The organism is Ruegeria sp. O11 (assembly GCF_056535285.1).
In genome coordinates, this window is the sequence record NZ_JBQERS010000004.1 from 34,310 (window position 1) to 53,360 (window position 19,051).

At 57.6% G+C, this 19,051-nt stretch carries 21 protein-coding genes; 8 read left to right on the forward strand and 13 right to left on the reverse strand.

The window, feature by feature from the left end; all coding sequences use genetic code 11:
• Positions 1-23 precede the first annotated feature (23 nt).
• The 4 genes from ACRZ91_RS10180 to ACRZ91_RS10195 form a co-directional block, all read right to left on the reverse strand.
• Positions 24-425: a DUF4864 domain-containing protein gene (locus ACRZ91_RS10180; RefSeq protein WP_480904891.1), complete on the reverse strand. Its 402-nt coding sequence runs from the start codon at positions 423-425 to the stop codon at positions 24-26.
• 48 nt (positions 426-473) lie between these two features.
• Positions 474-2,048 (reverse strand): lysine--tRNA ligase, encoded by a 1,575-nt coding sequence (locus ACRZ91_RS10185; RefSeq protein WP_480904894.1) that lies wholly within the window; start codon positions 2,046-2,048, stop codon positions 474-476.
• A 238-nt stretch (positions 2,049-2,286) separates the two neighbouring features.
• Entirely contained in the window at positions 2,287-2,820 is a 534-nt protein-coding gene (locus ACRZ91_RS10190; protein ID WP_480904897.1) for a GNAT family N-acetyltransferase, read from the reverse strand.
• A 9-nt stretch (positions 2,821-2,829) separates the two neighbouring features.
• Positions 2,830-3,087 (reverse strand): YjhX family toxin, encoded by a 258-nt coding sequence (locus tag ACRZ91_RS10195; protein WP_480904900.1) that lies wholly within the window; start codon positions 3,085-3,087, stop codon positions 2,830-2,832.
• Positions 3,088-3,505: 418 nt separating this feature from the next.
• Between ACRZ91_RS10195 and ACRZ91_RS10200 the strand changes: the two genes are divergently transcribed.
• Entirely contained in the window at positions 3,506-3,928 is a 423-nt protein-coding gene (locus ACRZ91_RS10200) for a tellurite resistance TerB family protein (RefSeq protein WP_170474479.1), read from the forward strand.
• Here ACRZ91_RS10200 and dacB read toward each other — a convergent pair.
• The 4 genes from dacB to ACRZ91_RS10220 form a co-directional block, all read right to left on the reverse strand.
• On the reverse strand, positions 3,925-5,403 hold the full coding sequence (gene dacB / locus ACRZ91_RS10205) for a D-alanyl-D-alanine carboxypeptidase/D-alanyl-D-alanine endopeptidase (protein ID WP_480904903.1): 1,479 nt from the start codon (positions 5,401-5,403) through the stop codon (positions 3,925-3,927). The two genes, ACRZ91_RS10200 and dacB, sit on opposite strands and share 4 nt — an antisense overlap.
• Before the next feature lie 67 nt (positions 5,404-5,470).
• The gene (locus tag ACRZ91_RS10210) at positions 5,471-6,091 is read right to left on the reverse strand and encodes a nicotinate-nucleotide adenylyltransferase (RefSeq protein WP_480905417.1); all 621 of its coding nucleotides are present in this window, start codon (positions 6,089-6,091) and stop codon (positions 5,471-5,473) included.
• A gap of 32 nt (positions 6,092-6,123) precedes the next feature.
• Positions 6,124-6,441 (reverse strand): hypothetical protein, encoded by a 318-nt coding sequence (locus tag ACRZ91_RS10215; RefSeq protein ID WP_480904905.1) that lies wholly within the window; start codon positions 6,439-6,441, stop codon positions 6,124-6,126.
• Positions 6,442-6,701: 260 nt separating this feature from the next.
• Positions 6,702-7,187 carry an MOSC domain-containing protein gene (locus ACRZ91_RS10220; RefSeq protein WP_480904908.1) on the reverse strand — a complete coding sequence of 162 codons (486 nt, stop codon included), beginning with the start codon at positions 7,185-7,187 and terminating at the stop codon, positions 6,702-6,704.
• A gap of 138 nt (positions 7,188-7,325) precedes the next feature.
• Between ACRZ91_RS10220 and ettA the strand changes: the two genes are divergently transcribed.
• On the forward strand, positions 7,326-8,993 hold the full coding sequence (gene ettA / locus ACRZ91_RS10225) for an energy-dependent translational throttle protein EttA (protein ID WP_010442471.1): 1,668 nt from the start codon (positions 7,326-7,328) through the stop codon (positions 8,991-8,993).
• Between the two features lie 253 nt (positions 8,994-9,246).
• A complete protein-coding gene (locus ACRZ91_RS10230) occupies positions 9,247-10,065 on the forward strand; it encodes a hypothetical protein (RefSeq protein WP_480904911.1) in 819 nt (272 codons plus the stop codon).
• Between the two features lie 132 nt (positions 10,066-10,197).
• Here ACRZ91_RS10230 and ACRZ91_RS10235 read toward each other — a convergent pair whose 3' ends face one another.
• Positions 10,198-10,746 carry an REP-associated tyrosine transposase gene (locus ACRZ91_RS10235; protein ID WP_480904914.1) on the reverse strand — a complete coding sequence of 183 codons (549 nt, stop codon included), beginning with the start codon at positions 10,744-10,746 and terminating at the stop codon, positions 10,198-10,200.
• 327 nt (positions 10,747-11,073) lie between these two features.
• Here ACRZ91_RS10235 and ACRZ91_RS10240 point away from each other — a divergent pair, with 327 nt between their 5' ends.
• Both ACRZ91_RS10240 and ACRZ91_RS10245 read left to right on the forward strand, forming a co-directional pair.
• Positions 11,074-11,280 (forward strand): cold-shock protein, encoded by a 207-nt coding sequence (locus ACRZ91_RS10240; RefSeq protein WP_010442474.1) that lies wholly within the window; start codon positions 11,074-11,076, stop codon positions 11,278-11,280.
• A 167-nt stretch (positions 11,281-11,447) separates the two neighbouring features.
• On the forward strand, positions 11,448-12,002 hold the full coding sequence (locus tag ACRZ91_RS10245; protein ID WP_480904917.1) for a L,D-transpeptidase: 555 nt from the start codon (positions 11,448-11,450) through the stop codon (positions 12,000-12,002).
• On the opposite strand, the gene ACRZ91_RS10250 is transcribed toward ACRZ91_RS10245, so the two are convergent.
• On the reverse strand, positions 11,999-12,613 hold the full coding sequence (locus ACRZ91_RS10250) for an SOS response-associated peptidase (protein ID WP_480904920.1): 615 nt from the start codon (positions 12,611-12,613) through the stop codon (positions 11,999-12,001). The two genes, ACRZ91_RS10245 and ACRZ91_RS10250, sit on opposite strands and share 4 nt — an antisense overlap.
• A 9-nt stretch (positions 12,614-12,622) precedes the next feature.
• Positions 12,623-13,207 (reverse strand): arylesterase, encoded by a 585-nt coding sequence (locus ACRZ91_RS10255; RefSeq protein ID WP_480904923.1) that lies wholly within the window; start codon positions 13,205-13,207, stop codon positions 12,623-12,625.
• 105 nt (positions 13,208-13,312) lie between these two features.
• On the opposite strand from ACRZ91_RS10255, the gene ACRZ91_RS10260 reads away from it, so the two are divergent.
• Together ACRZ91_RS10260 and ACRZ91_RS10265 are read left to right on the forward strand one after the other, a co-directional pair.
• Positions 13,313-14,008, forward strand: coding sequence for an ABC transporter ATP-binding protein (locus ACRZ91_RS10260; RefSeq protein WP_480904926.1), 696 nt, complete (start codon positions 13,313-13,315; stop codon positions 14,006-14,008).
• Complete coding sequence (locus ACRZ91_RS10265) at positions 14,005-16,533, forward strand: ABC transporter permease (RefSeq protein ID WP_480904929.1); 2,529 nt, start codon at positions 14,005-14,007, stop codon at positions 16,531-16,533. Before ACRZ91_RS10260 ends, ACRZ91_RS10265 begins: the two co-directional genes overlap by 4 nt.
• Positions 16,534-16,535: 2 nt before the next feature.
• On the opposite strand, the gene ACRZ91_RS10270 is transcribed toward ACRZ91_RS10265, so the two are convergent.
• Positions 16,536-16,982, reverse strand: coding sequence for an RrF2 family transcriptional regulator (locus ACRZ91_RS10270; RefSeq protein ID WP_010442480.1), 447 nt, complete (start codon positions 16,980-16,982; stop codon positions 16,536-16,538).
• A 94-nt stretch (positions 16,983-17,076) separates the two neighbouring features.
• On the opposite strand from ACRZ91_RS10270, the gene ACRZ91_RS10275 reads away from it, so the two are divergent.
• The gene (locus tag ACRZ91_RS10275) at positions 17,077-17,688 is read left to right on the forward strand and encodes a gamma-glutamylcyclotransferase family protein (RefSeq protein ID WP_480904932.1); all 612 of its coding nucleotides are present in this window, start codon (positions 17,077-17,079) and stop codon (positions 17,686-17,688) included.
• A gap of 15 nt (positions 17,689-17,703) precedes the next feature.
• On the opposite strand, the gene gltX is transcribed toward ACRZ91_RS10275, so the two are convergent.
• Positions 17,704-19,029, reverse strand: a complete 1,326-nt coding sequence (gltX, locus tag ACRZ91_RS10280) for a glutamate--tRNA ligase (protein WP_480904935.1) — start codon at positions 19,027-19,029, stop codon at positions 17,704-17,706.
• Positions 19,030-19,051: the final 22 nt, after the last annotated feature.

A 19,051-nucleotide genomic window follows, 5' to 3' on the forward strand; every position in this document is an offset into this window, starting at 1 on the left:
ACCACCGTAACGGTGGTGTTGCCTCAGGCTGCCGGGTCGGAGTTGCCCAGCAATTGTACACCGTTGATCTTCCAGCCGTTTTCCTGCTGGATCATCTGATAGTCCAACAAATGCACCCGTCCGTCAACATCCGTGATCATGACCTTCTGCCACAAGGCACCGCTTATCTCGCGCAACTCCAGAAACCGCACCTCCGCCGGTCGCCAGACCATCGGATAACCGCGGCGCACCATCACCCCAAAATTGTCCGGGTCGCCAAATAAGCGCTGAATGTTGGGACTCGCAAAGGTAAAAGCGGTGGCAAAATCATCCGCCTTGAAGGCCTGTATCTGGGCCGAGATATTGGCCTCGATCTCCGCATTCTGCGCGAAGGCTCCGGATGCTAGTCCGGCACTCAGGGATAAAGCAAGCAAAAGTCGACGCATGGGGCCACCTCCTGATGCAAGGGTAGCCCCACACTGGATCAGGTCAAATCAGGACAGTTCTCCGGCCAGCGCCATGTCGATCAGAGCAATCGTCTCTGGCACACCATAGAGCGCGATGAACCCACCAAACCGAGGCCCTTGCGAAGCCCCCAGCAGCACTTCGTAAAGTGCCGTGAACCAGCCGCGCATCGGATCGAACCGCTCGCGACCGATGGAATAGACCACCGATTGCAGTGCCTCGTCTTCCATCGGCCCGTCATAGGCTTCCAAGGCCGCCCTCAATGCTTCCAGCGCCTCACGCTCCTGATCCGTCGGCGCGCGATGCTGGCGTGTCGGCTTGACGAAATCGTTGAAGTAGCGCACCGCAAAGCCCGCCGCCTGATCCAGATCAGGATGCGTTTCGGCCGTGGCCTCAGGCGCATACCGGCGAATGAAGCCCCACAACGCCTCTTTGTCCTCAGCCCCGGATACCGACGCCAGATTCAGCAGCATTGCAAAGGGAACCATCAGCGTGGACTCGGGCACATTCCCACCATGGATATGCCACACTGGATTATTCAGCTGCGCCTTCAGGTCCTGCCCAGGATAAGCCCGCAACTGCTGATGATACTCATCATACGCCTTCGGGATCACATCGAAATGCATCCGCTTCGCCGTCTTCGGCTTCTGATACATGAAATAGGCCAGCGACTCGGTCGGTGCATAGGTCAGCCATTCGTCAATCGATACACCATTGCCGGACGACTTCGAAATCTTCTGGCCGTTCTCATCGAGGAACAGTTCATAGCTGAAATGCTCGGGCGCACGTCCACCTAAGGCCCGGCAGATCGCGTCATAGATCTTCTCGTTGGTTGCGTGTTCCTTGCCATACATTTCGAAATCAACACCCAGCGCGGCCCAGCGCGCGCCGAAATCCGGCTTCCACTGCAGCTTGACGTTCCCGCCGGTCACGGGCAGCGTCCATTCCTTGCCGTCCTCGTCGTCAAAGGTGACAGTGTAGTTCTCGGCGCAAACCTTCTTCATCGGCACATACAGAACCCGCCCTGTCTCGGGATGGATCGGCAGGAAAATCGAGTAGGTCTGCTGACGTTCTTCCCGCAGGCTTTTCAGCATGATGGCCATCACGTTGTCATAGTTCTCAACGGCACGCTTCAGGATCTCGTCGAACTGGCCCGAGCGGTAAAACTCGCGCGCCGAATAGAACTCATACTCGAACCCGAAGGTATCGAGGAACCGGCGCAGCATGGCGTTGTTATGCTCACCAAAGCTGTCATGCGTGCCAAACGGATCCGGCACCGAGGTGAGCGGGCATTGCAAATAGTCCTGCAGCGCTTCGGGGTTCGGCACATTGGTCGGCACCTTCCGCATCCCGTCCAGATCGTCCGAGAAACAGATCAACTTGGTTGGAATATCCGACAGCGCCTCAAACGCGCGCTTGACCATCGTGGTCCGTGCCACCTCGCCAAAGGTACCGATATGCGGCAGTCCCGAGGGGCCATAGCCTGTCTCAAACAGCACATATCCCTTCTCCGGAGCGCCCTGCTTATACCGTTTGAGCAAACGTCGCGCCTCTTCAAACGGCCACGCCTTGGACGTCATCGCGGTTTCACGCAGGTCAGACATTTGGATACTCCATCGGGAAACGTGCCGGACACCCCATGCGCCCGGACCGGCCCCTGTTATTGTGCAGGTGCAGTATGAGTCAATAAAGGGGTGGGGATTTCATCGTTCCATACGTCTGAAAACTAAACAAACGGTATTTCCCAGAACCCGCCAATATCCGCTACGCGGACAAACCAGACATTCTCCAATTCGAGGCGAATGCCTGGTTCAGTTTTTGCATTGAGTATACGCTATTCGATCAGCCGTGCTGCGACGTATCCCACCAACGCGCATCCATGAACTGCGGGATCGCCTGCGTTTTACCGCTCAATTTCCCGACGGTGCCTTCGGTCAACTCAAGCGCCATCCATGCCTCGGGGGCCGTCAACAGGTCCGGATAAGGCGTCTGCTTATTGGTTGGGACAAACCCGTAGCGGGGATAGAAGGTCGGGACACCCAACACGAACACGGCGTCGGTCCCGATGGATTTTAGGTGCTCGATGCTGGTCTCCATCAATTCTTTCCCGACACCTGTACCCTGATGGTACGGCGACACTCCGCAAGGGGCCAAAAGGTAGCATTTGGTATCGCGGTGGTCCGTGAATGCAAATGGCGTGAAAAGCACGTTGCCTGCGAGCTTCCCCTCTCGTTCAACACTGATCGAGATTGTGTCCGGATGGTCGAGGAAGTCTTCGGCAAGTTGCGCAATCGCTTCCCCCTCAGCTTCTCCATCCGCTTGACCAAAAGCTTGTCGGTGGATGTCCAGAATGGCGTCGATGTCTGTTTTTTTCATGGTGTTCTCCTATCGTTGATTCATTTGGGCTCGTACGGATTTGATCCCCAGTGCAGACGCGCGATAGGGGGCACCGTTTTTCGAACGGATCAGGCGTTTTTTAAGAAGACGCTGAAAGATATTTAGGGTGCAGTCAGACAGCACATGACCGCTGCGCGTATAGCAGGTGACATCATGTACTTTGCCGTTTGGCTGGCGTTCATATTGGATGGACCCGCCAAGGGCGAGTTCATGCAAAACACGTTGCTCGTGCTTTGAGATATTCATTGGGATGTCTCGATTTTACGAAAGTACAGAAACAGGGCACTCAGCGTTGCGCTTGAGTGTGCCTATCAATGTTGGTGTTCCTGAATTTGCTTCGCCAGGAACGGGCGTTAGGCCCGGGACTCTTTCATAAAATCTCCATAATGCGAGGCGCTACGCCTCAGACGAGACGGTCAAATAGGCATTCAAACGAGTCGCGTCAATATGGACGGCGGTCTTTTTTGGGGAGGCGGCGTGTTTCAATGCAGACTTTCGCCGCGACACGCGTTTGTGGGAGGAATGGGCTCTAAGCAGATACTCATCTCTCACCCAAAGAGCCACTCACCCCTCAGGTCGATTGCAACTACATCAAACTACTAGTTGAACCTCGCCGCACCCCCTCCTATCGTGCGGCAACAGACGTATCATTCAGGACAAACCCATGACCGAGCAAACCCCACACCCGATGTCTCCGCAGGATTGCCTTGTGGCGATCATGGTGGCGGTTTCCGCATCGGACGAGAACATCCGCACCGCCGAGCTGGTCAAGATTGAAGGCGCGGTCAACATGCTGCCGGTGTTTGCAGGCTACGATATCGACCGTACCCGCCGCGTCTCGCAGATCGTGTTTGATCTGTTTGAACAGGAAGACGGGCTGGATGCCCTGTTCGGACTGATCCGTGACAACCTGCCCGAACGCCTGAACGAAACCGCATATGCGCTGGCGTGTGACGTCGCCGCCGCAGATGGCACACTGGCCGAAACCGAACTGCGCTTGCTGGAAGAAATCCGGTACGAGCTGAGCATCGACCGCCTGCACGCCGCCGCCATCGAACGCGGGGCCCGGGCGCGGCATACAACCTAACTGCCGTAGAGCGCACCCCAGCGCTCAATCAGATTGCGTTGCAATTTGCGGGACCGACGGTTCCAGGGCCGCGCGCCGTCCGGGCGCTCGCGCGATGCTCGCGGGATCGTGGCGCGGTGCGCGGTATCGGCGGTGAAGATCGCAAAGGCCAGATCAACTCCATCTGCCGTTGTCATATAACCCCCAAGACCCGAGACGAAGTTCAACGTCCCCGTCTTTGCGTCGACCTTGATCGGATGATCCTTGACCGGCTGCCCATTTTTGTCGGCCAGAGTAAAGGACCGAAGCAATGGCCGCAGCTCCTCTGATTGTCCCGCAGCCACCAGCGTTTTGACCAGACCGGCGGGGGCCATGCGCGACGCTCCGCTAAGGCCGGAATGATCGACCATCGTGATCCCATTCGCACCAAAACGCGCGGCCGCCCAGCGGTTCATTTCAGTGGCGGACTCTTCAAGGCTCTGCGGTGCAACCCCGCGCGCTTTGGTCGCCGCCAGGCCCACCATTTCAGCGGTTATATTGGTCGAATATCTCAACATCCCCTTCAGGATGCTTTCCAACGGGTCGCTCTGATGCACGACCAGAACTGTCCCTTGCGATGCCTGCCGCGTCACCTGAACCCGGCCCAGTACAATCCCGTTCACCCGTGCCAACGTGCGGAACACGTCCCCGGCATAAAGCGCAGGCTTGCGCACCGGCAGCCAGCGTGCCCCGCCATTGCCCAGCGCCCCTTTGGCGACGGTCCAACGATCCTGCCGCGCGCTTGGCTGATAGGTGTAAATCGGCAGACTGCGATTCTCGACTCGCATCGATGCCATATCCACCGACGGCGTGTAACTTGCGCTGCGCGCATCCATGGTCACGCTATAGCCGGTGCCCTCGCGTTTCCACTCGAAATGCACGCGGTTGAAGTTCAGGGAAATCCCGCTGATCGACGGGCTATAGCCCAGATGATCCGGCTGCCCCGGATCGATGCTGAAGACGTAAGGCAGCGCACCATCATAGACTTTGAAAGCGCCCCGAACCTCGGTGATTCCGGCCTTGCGCAGATTGGCTGCCATGGTGGCCAGTGCGTCTGTATCCAGTAGCGGATCCCCACCACCTGCAAGGATCAGGTCGCCTTTCAGAATGCCATTCTCGATCGGTCCATCCGCGATCAAGGTGGTTTCAAACCGATGCTCCGACCCCAGCACATCCAGCGCGTAAAGCGCGGTCAACGCCTTGGCGACACTGGCGGGCGGCAGGCTTTGGCCTTCGCCATATACCTCCAGCGGGGTTCCGGTTTCAACGTCGGCCACGGCAAAGACAACTTCGCCCCTCAGCCCCGCCGCTTTAACCAGCCGCTCGGCCCCGCTGGGCTGCGGCCCGCGCAGCACAGGACGCAAGGATACCAAAGGCGCCTCGGCCTGACCCGTGCCCGGAACCAGAGACGCCCCTAATCCACCCAGAAACAAACGACGCGAAATACGATCAACCATGGGTCTATTAGAATCCCAGAGCTTAAATGCAGACAATCACTAGATTAAGATTATGCGCCAAGAGGAGTCATTCCGGCAACACCCCATCGCTCCAATCGCCGCGATTGCGCAACTCGGTCGAACTGACATCGACCATCGGCACGTTCACAAAACACCAGGCCGGAGCCTCTGCCCGCCCCAGCAAATGCCGCGCCTGCCCGTCTATGCGGTATTTGGCATAAAGCCGCGCCGCCGGTGACATCCGGGCCGAAATTCGGTCCCCCGGCCGCGCCACAACGCCCACCGGCACACTGTCCATGATCTGCCGCCAGTCTTTCCAGCGATGAAACTGCGCCAGATTATCCGCACCCATCAGCCAAACGAACCGCACTTGAGGATAAAGGTGCCGTAACGCCGCCAGCGTATCCGCCGTCGCCCGCGTCCCCGTCAGCGCCTCGATATCCGTGACCTCAACACGCGGATGCTGCATCACAGCGCGTGCCGCCATCATCCGCTGCGCCAGAGGTGCAGGTCCCCGCTCCTTAAAAGGGTTCCCCGGAGACACCAGCCACCACACCCGATCCAACCCAAACGCCTTCATCGCCTCACGCGTCACATGCACATGGCCTTGATGCGGAGGATCAAACGACCCCCCGAACAACCCCACGACCTGCCCGGGCCGCGCATATGGAATGTCATAGTGTTCCATATCCTGCTGATGTTCAGAACTGAAGCGGGTTGTCAATCAGCGCACCAAACGCATCTTTTCTTCATTGCGGCAATTGCCCTACTGGCGTGCTTTGTCTCGAAGTAACCTTCGAACTTGCGTGTTGGTTTGAAAATGGTCGCCGTACCTTCAAAGAAAACTCTTTCTGTATTCAGCACTGCTGAAACGATTTTCTTATGATCAGACTTTGATACCGCCAAAGCCCATCCGTCGTCAGGGACTATCGGAAAGGTCTGAGAACCAGCTCGCAGAAGCAATCCATCCCATTGGCTAAATCGCTCCGCCGCATCTGCCCGTAGCAATACCACTGGTTCACTATTTGTATCGATCATCAGCAACATCTGTCGCGTAGGTTTACCGGTGAATTAGTAGCCATCCAGCAATAGTCACCATCCTCAAAAACACCCCAAACTCCTTTAGAATTGCCAGTAGTAAAAGTCTGAGCAAAGAGCGCCCCGGGAGCCAGAAAAACTACAGCGCATAGTATTCGCGATACAAAAGGCTTCATAAAATTTACTTGTAGCTCAAATTTAATATGGGCCCTAGGTTACATATTGCCGATTTTATTTGCGATCTAAGCATGTGCAGTATTTCAAACTTCACGAGAATGCGGCAGCGGCCTAACCGCATCACCCAATGCCACCCGCCCGGGCCGCACCACCTCGGCGCGCCAGCCGCCATGTCCGCGCACGGCAGAATAACCGCCTGTGCCCAACGCCTCTTCCATCCGGCTACAGGGCGCGCAGATCACACTAAAGCGCAAAATGGCTTGCCCCACCTGCACTTCCCGCTCCTTGAACGCCGCCAGATTGATCCCTGAAACCACCAGATTACGCCGCAAGATTTCAGGCGCCACGGGTTCTTGCCCCAGATAAGACCCAATCGCCGCCAGATGCTCCTGCTGGATCAACGTCACCGCCCGTTTGCCTGCTCGGGCGCGGTCACCGTCGAGTCCATCGTTTGAGACCCAATCCTCGTTGCGCCCATCCATTTCTGCTCTGCGGCCAGAACGTACACCGATCCATGTCACCCGGCCCGGTTGCGCCCAACCGGCAATCAGTTCCGCAAGTTCTGTCAAAGCCTCACCACTGCATTTCGTCTGGGTCCTACCGGACCAAACGACCAAACAAAAATCACAATACCACCAGCTTGCCCCGCCCGCTCGCCTCGGATATCCAGCGTCCCAACTGAATTTCCCCGACCCAGAGGACGCGACATGGCCGCCTATCAATATGTCTACCACATGCAGGGTGTCTCCAAGACCTATCCCGGTGGCAAGAAGTGCTTTGAAAACATCCACCTGAGCTTTCTGCCCGGCGTGAAAATCGGTGTCGTCGGCGTCAACGGCGCGGGTAAGTCGACGCTGATGAAGATCATGGCTGGCCTCGACACCGATTTCACCGGTGAGGCATGGGCCGCCGAGGGCGCCAAGGTCGGCTATCTACCGCAGGAACCGCAGCTGGATGAATCGCTGACTGTCCGCGAAAACGTCATGCTGGGCGTAGCCGCGAAAAAGGCCAAGGTCGACCGGTTCAACGAGATCGCCATGGAGATCGCCGAGAACTACTCGGACGAGCTGATGGAGGAAATGACCACCCTGCAGGACGCGATCGACGCGGAAAACCTGTGGGACCTCGACAGCCAGATCGACGTGTCGATGGAAGCGCTACGCTGCCCACCAGACGACGCCAACATCGCCAACCTCTCGGGCGGTGAGAAACGCCGCGTGGCGCTCTGCAAACTGCTGCTGGAAGCGCCCGACATGCTTCTGCTCGACGAACCAACCAACCATCTGGACGCCGAGACCATCGCCTGGCTGCAACAGCACCTGATCGACTACAAGGGCACCATCCTGATCGTCACCCACGACCGTTACTTCCTGGATGACATCACCGGCTGGATTCTGGAACTCGACCGCGGCCGCGGCATTCCGTATGAGGGCAACTATTCCGCATGGCTGGAACAAAAGGCCAAACGGCTGGAGCAAGAAGCGCGTGAGGACAAGTCCAAGCAGAAAACCCTGCAGCGCGAATTGGAATGGATGCGTCAGGGCCAGAAGGCCCGTCAGGCCAAATCCAAGGCCCGGATCAACGCCTATAACGAATTGGCCGAACAGTCCGAACGCGAAAAGCTGACCCGCGCCCAGATCGTCATCCCCAACGGCCAGCGCCTTGGCGGCAAGGTGATCGAGGTCGAGGGCCTGTCCAAACACATGGGTGACAAGCAACTGATCGAAGGGCTGGACTTTGCCCTGCCCCCCGGCGGCATCGTCGGCGTCATCGGCCCCAACGGTGCCGGTAAATCAACGCTGTTCAAGATGCTCACCGGTCAGGAGCAGCCCGACAGCGGCACCATCACGCTGGGCGACACGGTCGAGCTGTCCTATGTCGACCAGTCCCGAGATGACCTCAAGGACAACGACACCGTGTGGGAGGCGATCACCGGCGGCGCCGAGATCATCCAATTGGGTGACGCGCAGGTCAATTCCCGCGCCTATTGCTCGTCCTTCAACTTCAAGGGCGGCGACCAGCAGAAGAAGGTCTCCTTGCTGTCAGGTGGTGAGCGCAACCGCGTCCACATGGCCCGCCTACTGAAAGAGGGCGGCAACGTCCTGCTGCTGGACGAACCGACCAACGATCTGGACGTCGAAACCCTGCGCGCGTTGGAAGACGCCCTTGTCGATTTCGCCGGCTGCGCCGTCGTCATCTCACACGACCGCTTCTTCCTCGACCGGATCTGCACGCATATTCTGGCGTTCGAAGGGGACGCGCATGTGGAGTGGTTCGAGGGCAACTTCGAAGATTACGAAGAAGACAAAAAGCGCCGTCTGGGCCCGGACGCGCTGGAGCCCAAGCGGTTGAAGCATAAGAAGTTTGCGCGGTGAGTCTAATAACTCATGTCGGAATCGCAGTTGCGAGTTTGGGTGAGCAACTTGCGCGAGCCATCCGCTCAACCGCCTTGCAGGCAGCGATTCCTGGAGCAAAAATAGAAGTAGAAATACCTTACTTTCTAGCACGGTTGTTGTTGGAGGGGGTTTCCCGGTTTTCGTGGCTTGGGGTTCGAACGTTTGGCAACCTTCAAATTCTGACCAAAGCCTCTTATGCCTCGCTTGTGATTGTACCTATTATTGCGGGTGTTTGGCCCTTCATCCGAAACCTGCTCAACCAGTATATCAAATTGTTGAAAATGCGGCAGAAACCGCAAAAGAAGCCGCTATTGCAATCGAACGCAGTATCTCATCCATGCAGGTCGTTTCAGAAAGTACCGACATCCAGAGATCAGTCATTTATTCCGAGTTGGCAAGGATTTCTGAACGACTCGGTGAGATTTCCCAGAACTTCACTTTCATGCTGCACGAAACAAACATGCCTGTTTCATTCGCCTTAGCTTTTCTCGCCTCGCTTTTTGCTGCCATCGGCCATTTCTTCTATCAAGCATTCTGCCCCCAACCTGTCAAAGACTATGATCTAGCTGGATATTCGAGCGAGAAAGTCGCCCAATACTCGAATAATCGTTCAAAAGTTACTCTATCGGAGGCAGCGGAGTATGTCGGTAGACGTCTCAACTCTTCTTCAGAACAAATCTTATCATCGGTTGAAGGTGGTGATTTTGATGCCATCGCCACATTAAGAAAAATTTCAGTGCAAAATGCTGAAATCTCATCTGGTGAAAGCCAGAGCACTGATAAGAAGCAACGTAGCCCCAGCCAAATCCAGCCCAACGAGGCAACAGATTGGGGAGAACCAAATGTTGTTGTTCGATCTAATTATGCAGAACAAGATAGTGAGCAGGCACTGATCGATGTGGCCTCACGCGTCTCTTATTCAGAAATGCTAACTGAGAGGCTTGGTGCAGGTATCATTGCTCTTTTGCTTTATTCAGCGTGCATTTTGATACTTCTGGTCATAGTTGGCCGCCAAATGGCCAGCGTTTTTGCCGCTACGGGCTGGATGTGACAAGCAAGCGTAGGGTGGGGTTTCACCCCATCACTCACTCAACGACCCTACCTGAACACCCGCACGATCTGTTCCCGCGCACCAAACCACTTCCAAACTCCGATCTCTCAAATGATGGGGTGAAACCCCATCCTACGGCTCTCCGAACGTGCCATCGGGGACCACACCGCTCCACTCCGGATCAACTCGACCTGCGCGGATATCACGATGGATCGACGAATACGGCCAATCGGTCGGATGTTCGACCAATCCATGCTTCACCGGATTGTCCCAACAATATGCCATATGATTGCGGTAATCCTGTTCGTCCCGAATGACATGCTCCCAAAACCGGCGCTGCCAAATCCCGGCATCCCCTTTCGCGATTTTCGAATCCGTTCGTAGGGTGGGGTTCCACCCCACCACTCCCGACGCCTTCACTCCACGCGTAAACCGTGCCTTGATCGCACCCCACCGTGTCGAATAATCCGCATCCCCCGGCGGCAAGGTCCAAATCGCGTGCAGGTGATCCGGCAACACAACAAACGCATCGCACCAGAACGGCCGCTCTCTCTGGGTCACTGCAAATGCGGCCCGCAAATGCGCCACCTCTCGCACCAGCAATTCCGACGACCGGTCGGCCAAAGACACGGTGAAAAAATACTTGGCTCCGGGAATGCGGACGCGTCGGTAATCGCTCATGCCGCAACTTGATCATGACGAGGGTTAACGGATTCTGAATGCCACTCCGACGCGCCAGATAAATAACCGAGTCTTATCAAAGGTCCGCAAACTAATAACCAAAACCATCGGCGGATTCTTGTACAAATCGGACGATTGCCCCTCAAACCCCTGTACAAACCGTACAATCCGCCCTTGCCACACGGCCTGACCGATGCCATATCCAAGAGGCTTACGTTTTTCTATTTCGACCCACTGTCTCCTTCTACGGCGCTCAGTCACTCGATCCAGACTACGACGCCAGGCTGCCGCAACTCCGTGGGCAGCACCAAACAGGAGACAACGGACATGCCAGCAGGCACCGTAAAATGGTTCAACACCACCAAAGGCTACGGCTTTATCGCACCCGAAGATGGCGGCAAAGACATCTTCGTACACATCTCGGCTGTCGAGCGTTCGGGCCTCACCGGTCTGGCCGACAACCAGAAAGTCACGTACGAGCTGCGCGCTGGTCGTGATGGCCGCGAAAGCGCCGACAATATCGAACTGGCCTAAGCCGTTCAAAGGGCGGGATTTTTCCCGCCCACCCCGCTATGCCCACGTTGTGTGTGTGGCAAAGGGAATACATCACAATCGGGTTATCCTTCCCCGGTGATTGACCAAATCGGCTATCATTCCAAAACTAGCGTTATGATTTCTTTGGTCATTTGAGGGATGTCACCATGTTCACACGCCGTGTTTTTCTGGCCGGTACTGCTGTCAGCCTGCTGCCGGGTGTTGCCAGCGCCAAGAAATCGGTCGAGTATGATCCGACGCCGCAATTCGTGCGCATCAAAAAGCAATTTCAACCCGGTCAGTTGCTGGTCGCGCCGCGATCCTTTTACCTTTACTATGTAACCGAGCCACGCAAAGCGATCCGCTATGGCTGCGGCGTCGGCAAAGCCGGACTGGAATTCACCGGCTCGGCCACCATAGACGTCAAGAAAGAATGGCCGACCTGGCGACCCACTGAAGAGATGATTGAGCGGGACCCTGTCACCTATGCCAAGTTCAAAGACAATGATTATGTCCAGCCCGGCGGCGGAGACAATCCTCTGGGCGCGCGCGCGCTGTATCTGTTTCAGAACGGGGTGGACACGTATTTCCGCATTCACGGCACGACGCAGCCGCAGACCATCGGTCATGCAGTGTCAAATGGATGCATTCGGATGCTGAATGAGCATGTGATCGATCTGTATAACAGAGTTCCTATCGGCACGGTGGTCACAGTGGTCTAAGCCCCCGACCAATCGACGTCGTCAGCTTGTTCGATCATCAACCGACCTTCGGGCCAAGGGCGCGCCAAACTCTGCGCCTCGTCTTCAGACCCATGCAACCAGTGCAGAACGTCCCGCGCCTCCAGCAGCACTCCCATTCGGTGATGGATCGGCTTTACATCAACGTTGGGTTCGCATGTCACCGCTGCAACCTGATCCACGCGTAACCCGCCCGGAGCTTCCCAAGTGCCGGTGATCGCAGCAAATAGCAGTGGAGCCCCGTCTTTGGCGACAATCCGCCAGGCCGTTCTGCGTCGCTTCTCACCGGTCCATTCGTACCAGCCATCCACCGGGATTATGGCACGCCCAACCCCTTCGAAGGCGCTCTTGTCAAAAACCGTCTCGGAACGGGCGTTGATAATGGTCTCCATGACAGGGCGCCCGCGTGCATTTACTCTGCCGACCGGAATCATGCCCCATCGCATGACCTTTAACCCATCACGAGTCAGTACAATCAGTTCCTGACCCGGCTGGATGTTCCTTCGCTCTGGTTGAGGACCAAAGTTGTCTTCCACATTCAGCAACCTCGCGATCTCGCCAATGGGTCGTGTGAGGAAAAACCGGCCGGGCATCGCGTACTCCTATTCGGCAACGCGCTCCGCAAGCGCCAAGACAAAGGGGCCCAGCGTATCAACGATCAGCGCAACGCCTTGGGCACTTGGATGGATACCATCAGATTGCATGAACTGGCGCGCGGCCGCCGGATCGCCTTCGGTTGTGAGCCCGTCAAAAAAGCTTTCCGCATAAAGTGCATCATATTGCTCTGCCAGCTCTGGATACATGGCGTCGAAACTCTGCTTGTAATCGGCTCCGTAATTACCAGGCGCCTGCATTCCAATTATTAGTACCTCGACATCCGCGGTCTCTGCAGCACGCAGTATTGTCTCGAGGTTTGATCGGGCAACGCTCGGATCGATGCCACGCAACAGATCATTGCCGCCAAGTGCAACAATCATGCCGTCGACCTCTGGTGTCAGGGTCCAGTCAACTCGGGCAGCGCCCCCTGCGGTCGTATCCCCGGAAACACCGGCGTTGATCAACCGAACCTCCGCACCTTCTTCCTGAAGCCAACGCTGCAGTTGCGGCACGAACCCGTCTTGTTCCGGCAGCCCATATCCTTGTGTTAGGGAATCTCCAAGCGCAGCAATCACTACTGGCTCTGCCATCGCTGCAATTCCGCAACAGATGAACGCGCTTGAGATCAAACCCTTGTGTAGCTTCTGTTTCACGCCATATCCCAATGGACTGTACCCCTCTCGATGGCCTGATCAATGACGACACCTGTTCTTACGCTCCAAGATGCCGCATTATCGCTGGATGGCAATGCCGGAAGGGTGGATATTCTGCACGACATCTCTCTGTCTGTGAAACAGGGCGAGACGCTGGGGTTGGTCGGCCCTTCCGGTTCAGGGAAATCCTCACTGCTAATGCTGATGGGCGGGTTGGAACAGGCGACCGACGGCCGCGTCACGGTATTGGGCCATGATCTGACGGAAATGAGTGAGGATGCACTTGCTCGGTTCCGGCGCGATGCGATGGGCGTCGTGTTTCAGAATTTTCACCTGATCCCGACGATGACCGCGCTTGAGAACGTCGCCACCCCGCTCGAACTTGCAGGGCACAAGGATGCTTTCAAGCGCGCTGAGGCCGAGCTAGAGGCTGTGGGGCTGTCACATCGAAGCGATCACTACCCGGCGCAATTGTCAGGTGGCGAGCAGCAACGTGTGGCGCTGGCCCGCGCGTCGGCCCCACGCCCTAAGATTTTGCTGGCAGACGAACCCACAGGAAATCTGGACGAAGCCAACGGTGCGGCGATTATAGATCTGTTGTTCGGTCTACGCGACCGGCATGGTGCCACCCTGGTTCTGGTCACGCATAGCCACACACTGGCGCAGAAATGCGACCGCGTTGTGCGGTTGCGGGATGGACGCATCGCTGAAGAGTCGCAGCGCGAGGCAGCCGAATGAGCCTGCGTCTGGCAGGACGACTGGCACGGCGCGAACTCCGCGGTGGGCTACGTGGATTTCGGGTGTTTCTGGCTTGTCTGGCCTTGGGCGTTGCAGCGATTGCCGCGGTCGGCATGGTCCGCCAAGCAATCCAGACCGGCCTTCAGCAAGAGGGCGCATCGCTACTGGGCGGGGATGCGCAACTGGAATTCACCTATCGCTTTGCCAATGATCAGGAACGCGCGTGGATGGAAAAAACCGCACATGCGGTTTCAGAGGTTGTTGATTTTAGGTCTATGGCCGTAACGGGAAACGGGACGAACACGCAACGTGGGCTGACTCAGGTTAAGGCTGTGGATGACGCTTATCCGCTGTTAGGTTCGGCGATCCTTGAACCTGAACTTACTCTGACCGATGCCTTTGCAGGTGCCGATGGGCTGCCTGGTGCAGTCATGGCCCCCTCTCTGATTGACCGCCTAAACCTGATGGTTGGCGAGCAGTTTGAACTTGGCACGCAGAGATTTGTTCTGATGGCCTCGTTAGAGCACGAACCTGACGGCGCGGCTGATGGGTTCTCGCTTGGGCCGCGCACATTGGTCCGGACAAAAGATCTGCAGTCTTCGGGCCTGTTGGCGCCGGGCACTTTGTTTTCAACTAAGTACAGGTTGGACCTGCCTCAGGCTGCCGAATTGGATGCGCTGTCGCTGGAAGCGAAGCAGGCCTTCGAGGGGACCGGCATGCGCTGGACCGACGCTCGCAACGGTGCGCCGGGAATATCTGAATTCGTAGGCCGCCTCAGCGCGTTTCTGGTTCTGGTGGGCCTGTCGGGATTGGCCGTTGGCGGGATCGGGGTGTCTGCTGCCGTGCGAGCCTATCTTTCCCAAAAGACGGAGACGATTGCGACATTGCGCACGTTGGGCGCTGATCGGGCGACAATCTTTCAGACCTATATGATTCAGATCGCCGTTCTGTCGAGCATCGGTATTATCATGGGCTTGGTCCTGGGCGGGGTGCTGCCGCTGCTACTGGCCCCCGTAATCGAAACGCAATTGCCAATCCCCGCAGTCTTCTCGCTTTATCCGCAGCCACTGTTCGAGGCCGCACTTTATGGTGTGCTGACCGCTTTCCTGTTCACACTCTGGCCGCTGGCCAGAACCGAGGAGGTGCGCGCAGCAACCTTGTTTCGGGATGCGCTAACATCGGCGCGCAGTTTCCCGCGCCTGATCTATGTCGTTGCGACCGCTATTGGCTTGGCCGCACTGATCGGAGCCGCTGCATGGTTCAGTGGTTCAACCCGATTGACCTTCTGGACCAGCGCGGGGTTGGCCGGGGCGCTTACTTTGCTGGCCCTTTCTGCCTTTGCCATTCGCAAATTGGCCCGCGCGGGCGCCCCTTGGGCCAGAGGCCGCCCTGCCCTGAGGTGGGCCTTGTCCGCCATTTCTGACCCACGCGAAGGGGCAGCGTCGGTGGTTCTGTCCCTTGGGCTCGGCCTGTCGGTCCTTGCAGCGGTGGGGCAGATCGACGGCACCCTGCGCAATGCGATCTCGGGGAACCTGCCAGAAGTGGCACCCTCATATTTCTTCGTCGATATCCAGAAGGATCAGATGCCCGGGTTCAGCGAACGTCTCGACACTGACCCCGCCGTCAGTCGGGTAGAAAGCGCTCCAATGCTGCGCGGGATCATTACCAAGATCAATGGACAACCCGCGCGAGAGATTGCAGGCGATCACTGGGTTCTGGACGGCGACCGGGGCGTGACCTATTCCGCCCAACCGCCGCAGAATGCCCGCGTGACCGACGGAGTGTGGTGGCCCGAAGATTACAGCGGCCCTCCGCAGGTAAGCTTTGCTGCCGAAGAGGCCGCCGAGATGGGGCTGAAGCTGGGTGATGAACTGACCGTTAACATCCTGGGCCGTGATATCACCGCTGAACTGACATCACTGCGCGAAGTTGATTTTTCCACCGCTGGAATGGGGTTTGTCATGTCGATGAACCCCTCTGCGCTGGCCGGTGCCCCGCATAGCTTCATCGCGACCGTTTATGCAGAAGAGCAGGCCGAAGCCGCCATCCTGCGTGATCTGGCCGGGCAATTCCCCAACATCACCGCTGTTCGGGTTCGAGATGCCATCGACCGGGTATCGGGCCTGCTGGCAGGGCTTGCAGCAGCCACCTCATACGGAGCGGGCGTATCCCTTTTGACCGGGTTTCTAGTGCTGATCGGCGCTGCTGCCGCAGGAGAGCCAGCGCGCAGATATGAAGCGGCGATCCTCAAAACTCTGGGCGCGGACCGGGGCCGCATCCTGCGCAGTTTTGCCTTGCGAGCTATTCTGTTGGGGGCCGCTGCCGGATGTGTCGCCCTGTTGACCGGTATTTTGGGCGGCTGGGCCGTGGCCACATATATCTTCGACACAGATTTCGCGATTATCTGGCCATCCGCGCTCGGGATTGTTATCGCGGGCGTCGCGGTAACGCTTGGCGCGGGGATGCTCTTTTCGCTGCGCCCGCTTTCAGTGCGTCCGGCGCGCATTCTTCGCGCCAGTGACTAAGTTCAACGCACGCACGCGACGGGCTGTAGTATCTTCAGCAACTGGTCGTTGTCACAAACCAACGCATCAAGCGTGATTTCGTCTAAGGACGCATAAAACACCTCAGCCGCATCCTGCAACGCCAATCGCAAGCGGCATGCATCGGTCAGCGGGCATGTATTGTCTGCATCCGCAAAACACTCGGCAATCGGCAATCCACCTTCAACATGGCGGAACACAGACCCGACCCGGATCTGATCTGCCGAGCGGGCCAGCGTCATGCCGCCATTGCGGCCACGTTGGGTACTGAGATAATCCAACTGGCTAAGCTGATTGATCACCTGCGCCAGATGGTTCTCGGAGATGTTGCAGACTTCTGCAATCTCAGCCTTAGTAACCAGCCGATCCTGATGCGCGGCACAATACATCAATACGCGCACCGCGATATTCGTCCGTTTGGTAATCCGCATGAGGGCCTCCCGAATCTCAAGATGAAGCCTTATTGCATGTTCTGTAAAAAGACTGTTTGACATACATCAATCGTCAAAGAAGGACACGACCCGCATGGCAGACCCCTATTTCTTCGGCTATGGCAGCCTCGTGAATCTGTCGACGCACGATTTTCCCGACCCACACCCGGCGCGTCTGAAGGGCTGGCGGCGGGCTTGGAGGCATACTGATATGCGTCCGGTCGCGTTTCTGACCGCTGTGCCGGATCCGGCATCCGAGATCGACGGCATGATCGCTCACGTGCCCAAAAACGACTGGGCCGCGCTGGATGAACGGGAATGGGCCTATGAACGCGTGCCTGCCACTCGATCAGTCACCCATATGCTGACGCAAGAGGCAGAAATCGCCGTCTACGCCGTGCCCCATGACCGCCATACAGCGCCCAGCAACCACCATCCGCTGCTGCTGAGCTATATCGATGTCGTGGTGCAGGGGTACCTGAGGGCATTTGGATCGGACGGCGCTGATCGCTTCTTTGCCACAACCGATGGCTGGGACGCGCCGATTTTGAATGATCGTGCCGAACCGCGATATCCGCGTCATCAGCAACTTAAACCCACCGAGACTGAATTCGTGGATGACCGACTGAAGCGCGTATCGGCTCGTATTTTGCAGCCCGGAGACCAAAGAAAGGCAGGCCAACTGCCTGCCTCCTTCGTGTTTTAAGATATTCTCTGCGGGTCAGCCCCGCGCGCGGATCACCTGCAGCAGCGGCAGCAAGGTCGCCATCTCGGGCCCGCGCTCCATTCCGGTCAGCGCTTTGCGCAGCGGCATGAACAGGCCTTTGCCCTTACGGCCCGTGGCCTCTTTCACCGCCTTGGTCCAATTCGCCCAGGTATCCGCGTCGAACGGACCTTCGGGCAGCAGGGCCACCGCCTCTGCTATGAATTCACGATCTTCATCTGCGATCAGAGGTTCGGCCCCATCGCGGCAAAGATCCCACCAGCCATTGAGATCGCTCAAGGTGGTGATGTTTTCACGCGCCATGGTCCAGAAAGGTTCTGCCAGATCATCCGGAACACCCGCCTCTGCAACGGCATCCGCAACTTCGGCCAGAGGCAGCGATTGCAGGTGCTTCGCCGTCAGCGGGAACAGGTCCTGCACGTCGAACTTGGTTGGTGCCACGCCAAAACGGTTGATGTCGAACCCGTCGATCAGCTCGGACATCTCAGCACGCAACTCAACCGGATCAGAGGAACCCAGACGAGCCATCAGGCTCAGCAGGGCCATTGGCTGCACGCCTTGCTCTCGCAGATCACGTAAGGCCAGTGTGCCCAGACGTTTAGACAGGGCCTCGCCCTGCGGGCCTGTCAACAGAGAGTGATGCGCAAAGCGTGGGCAGGTGCCGCCCAACGCTTCGATGATCTGAATCTGCGTCGCCGTGTTGGTGACATGGTCCGAACCACGCACCACGTCGGTCACGCCCATCTCGGTATCATCGACCACGGACGCAATCGTATAGAGAACCTGACCATCACCCCGGATCAGCACCGGGTCGGATACCGAGGCGGCATCGATCGAGATGTCGCCCAAAATGCCATCGTTCCATTCGATACGCTCGTGGTTCAGTCTGAACCGCCAGACGCCATTGCCGCGCTCGGCGCGCAGCGCCTCTTTCTCGGCGTCGCTGAGGTTCAGCGCGGCACGGTCGTAGACCGGCGGCTTGCCCATGTTCAGTTGTTTCTTGCGCTTGAGGTCAAGTTCGGTTGGCGTTTCAAACGCCTCATAGAACCGACCCATCGCGCGCAGCTTGTCCGCAGCCTCGGCATAACGGTCCAGCCGTTCCGACTGACGCTCGACCCGATCCCAATGCAGGCCAAGCCACTCCAGATCTTGTTTGATCGCATCGACATATTCTTCCTTCGACCGCTCGGGATCGGTGTCATCGATACGCAGGATGAACGTACCGCCTGCTTTGCGGGCGATCAGATAATTCATCAGGGCGGTGCGCAGGTTGCCCACATGGATGTAACCAGTGGGCGACGGGGCGAAACGGGTCGTGGTCATGGAAGTCTCCTGTTGGCGCGGC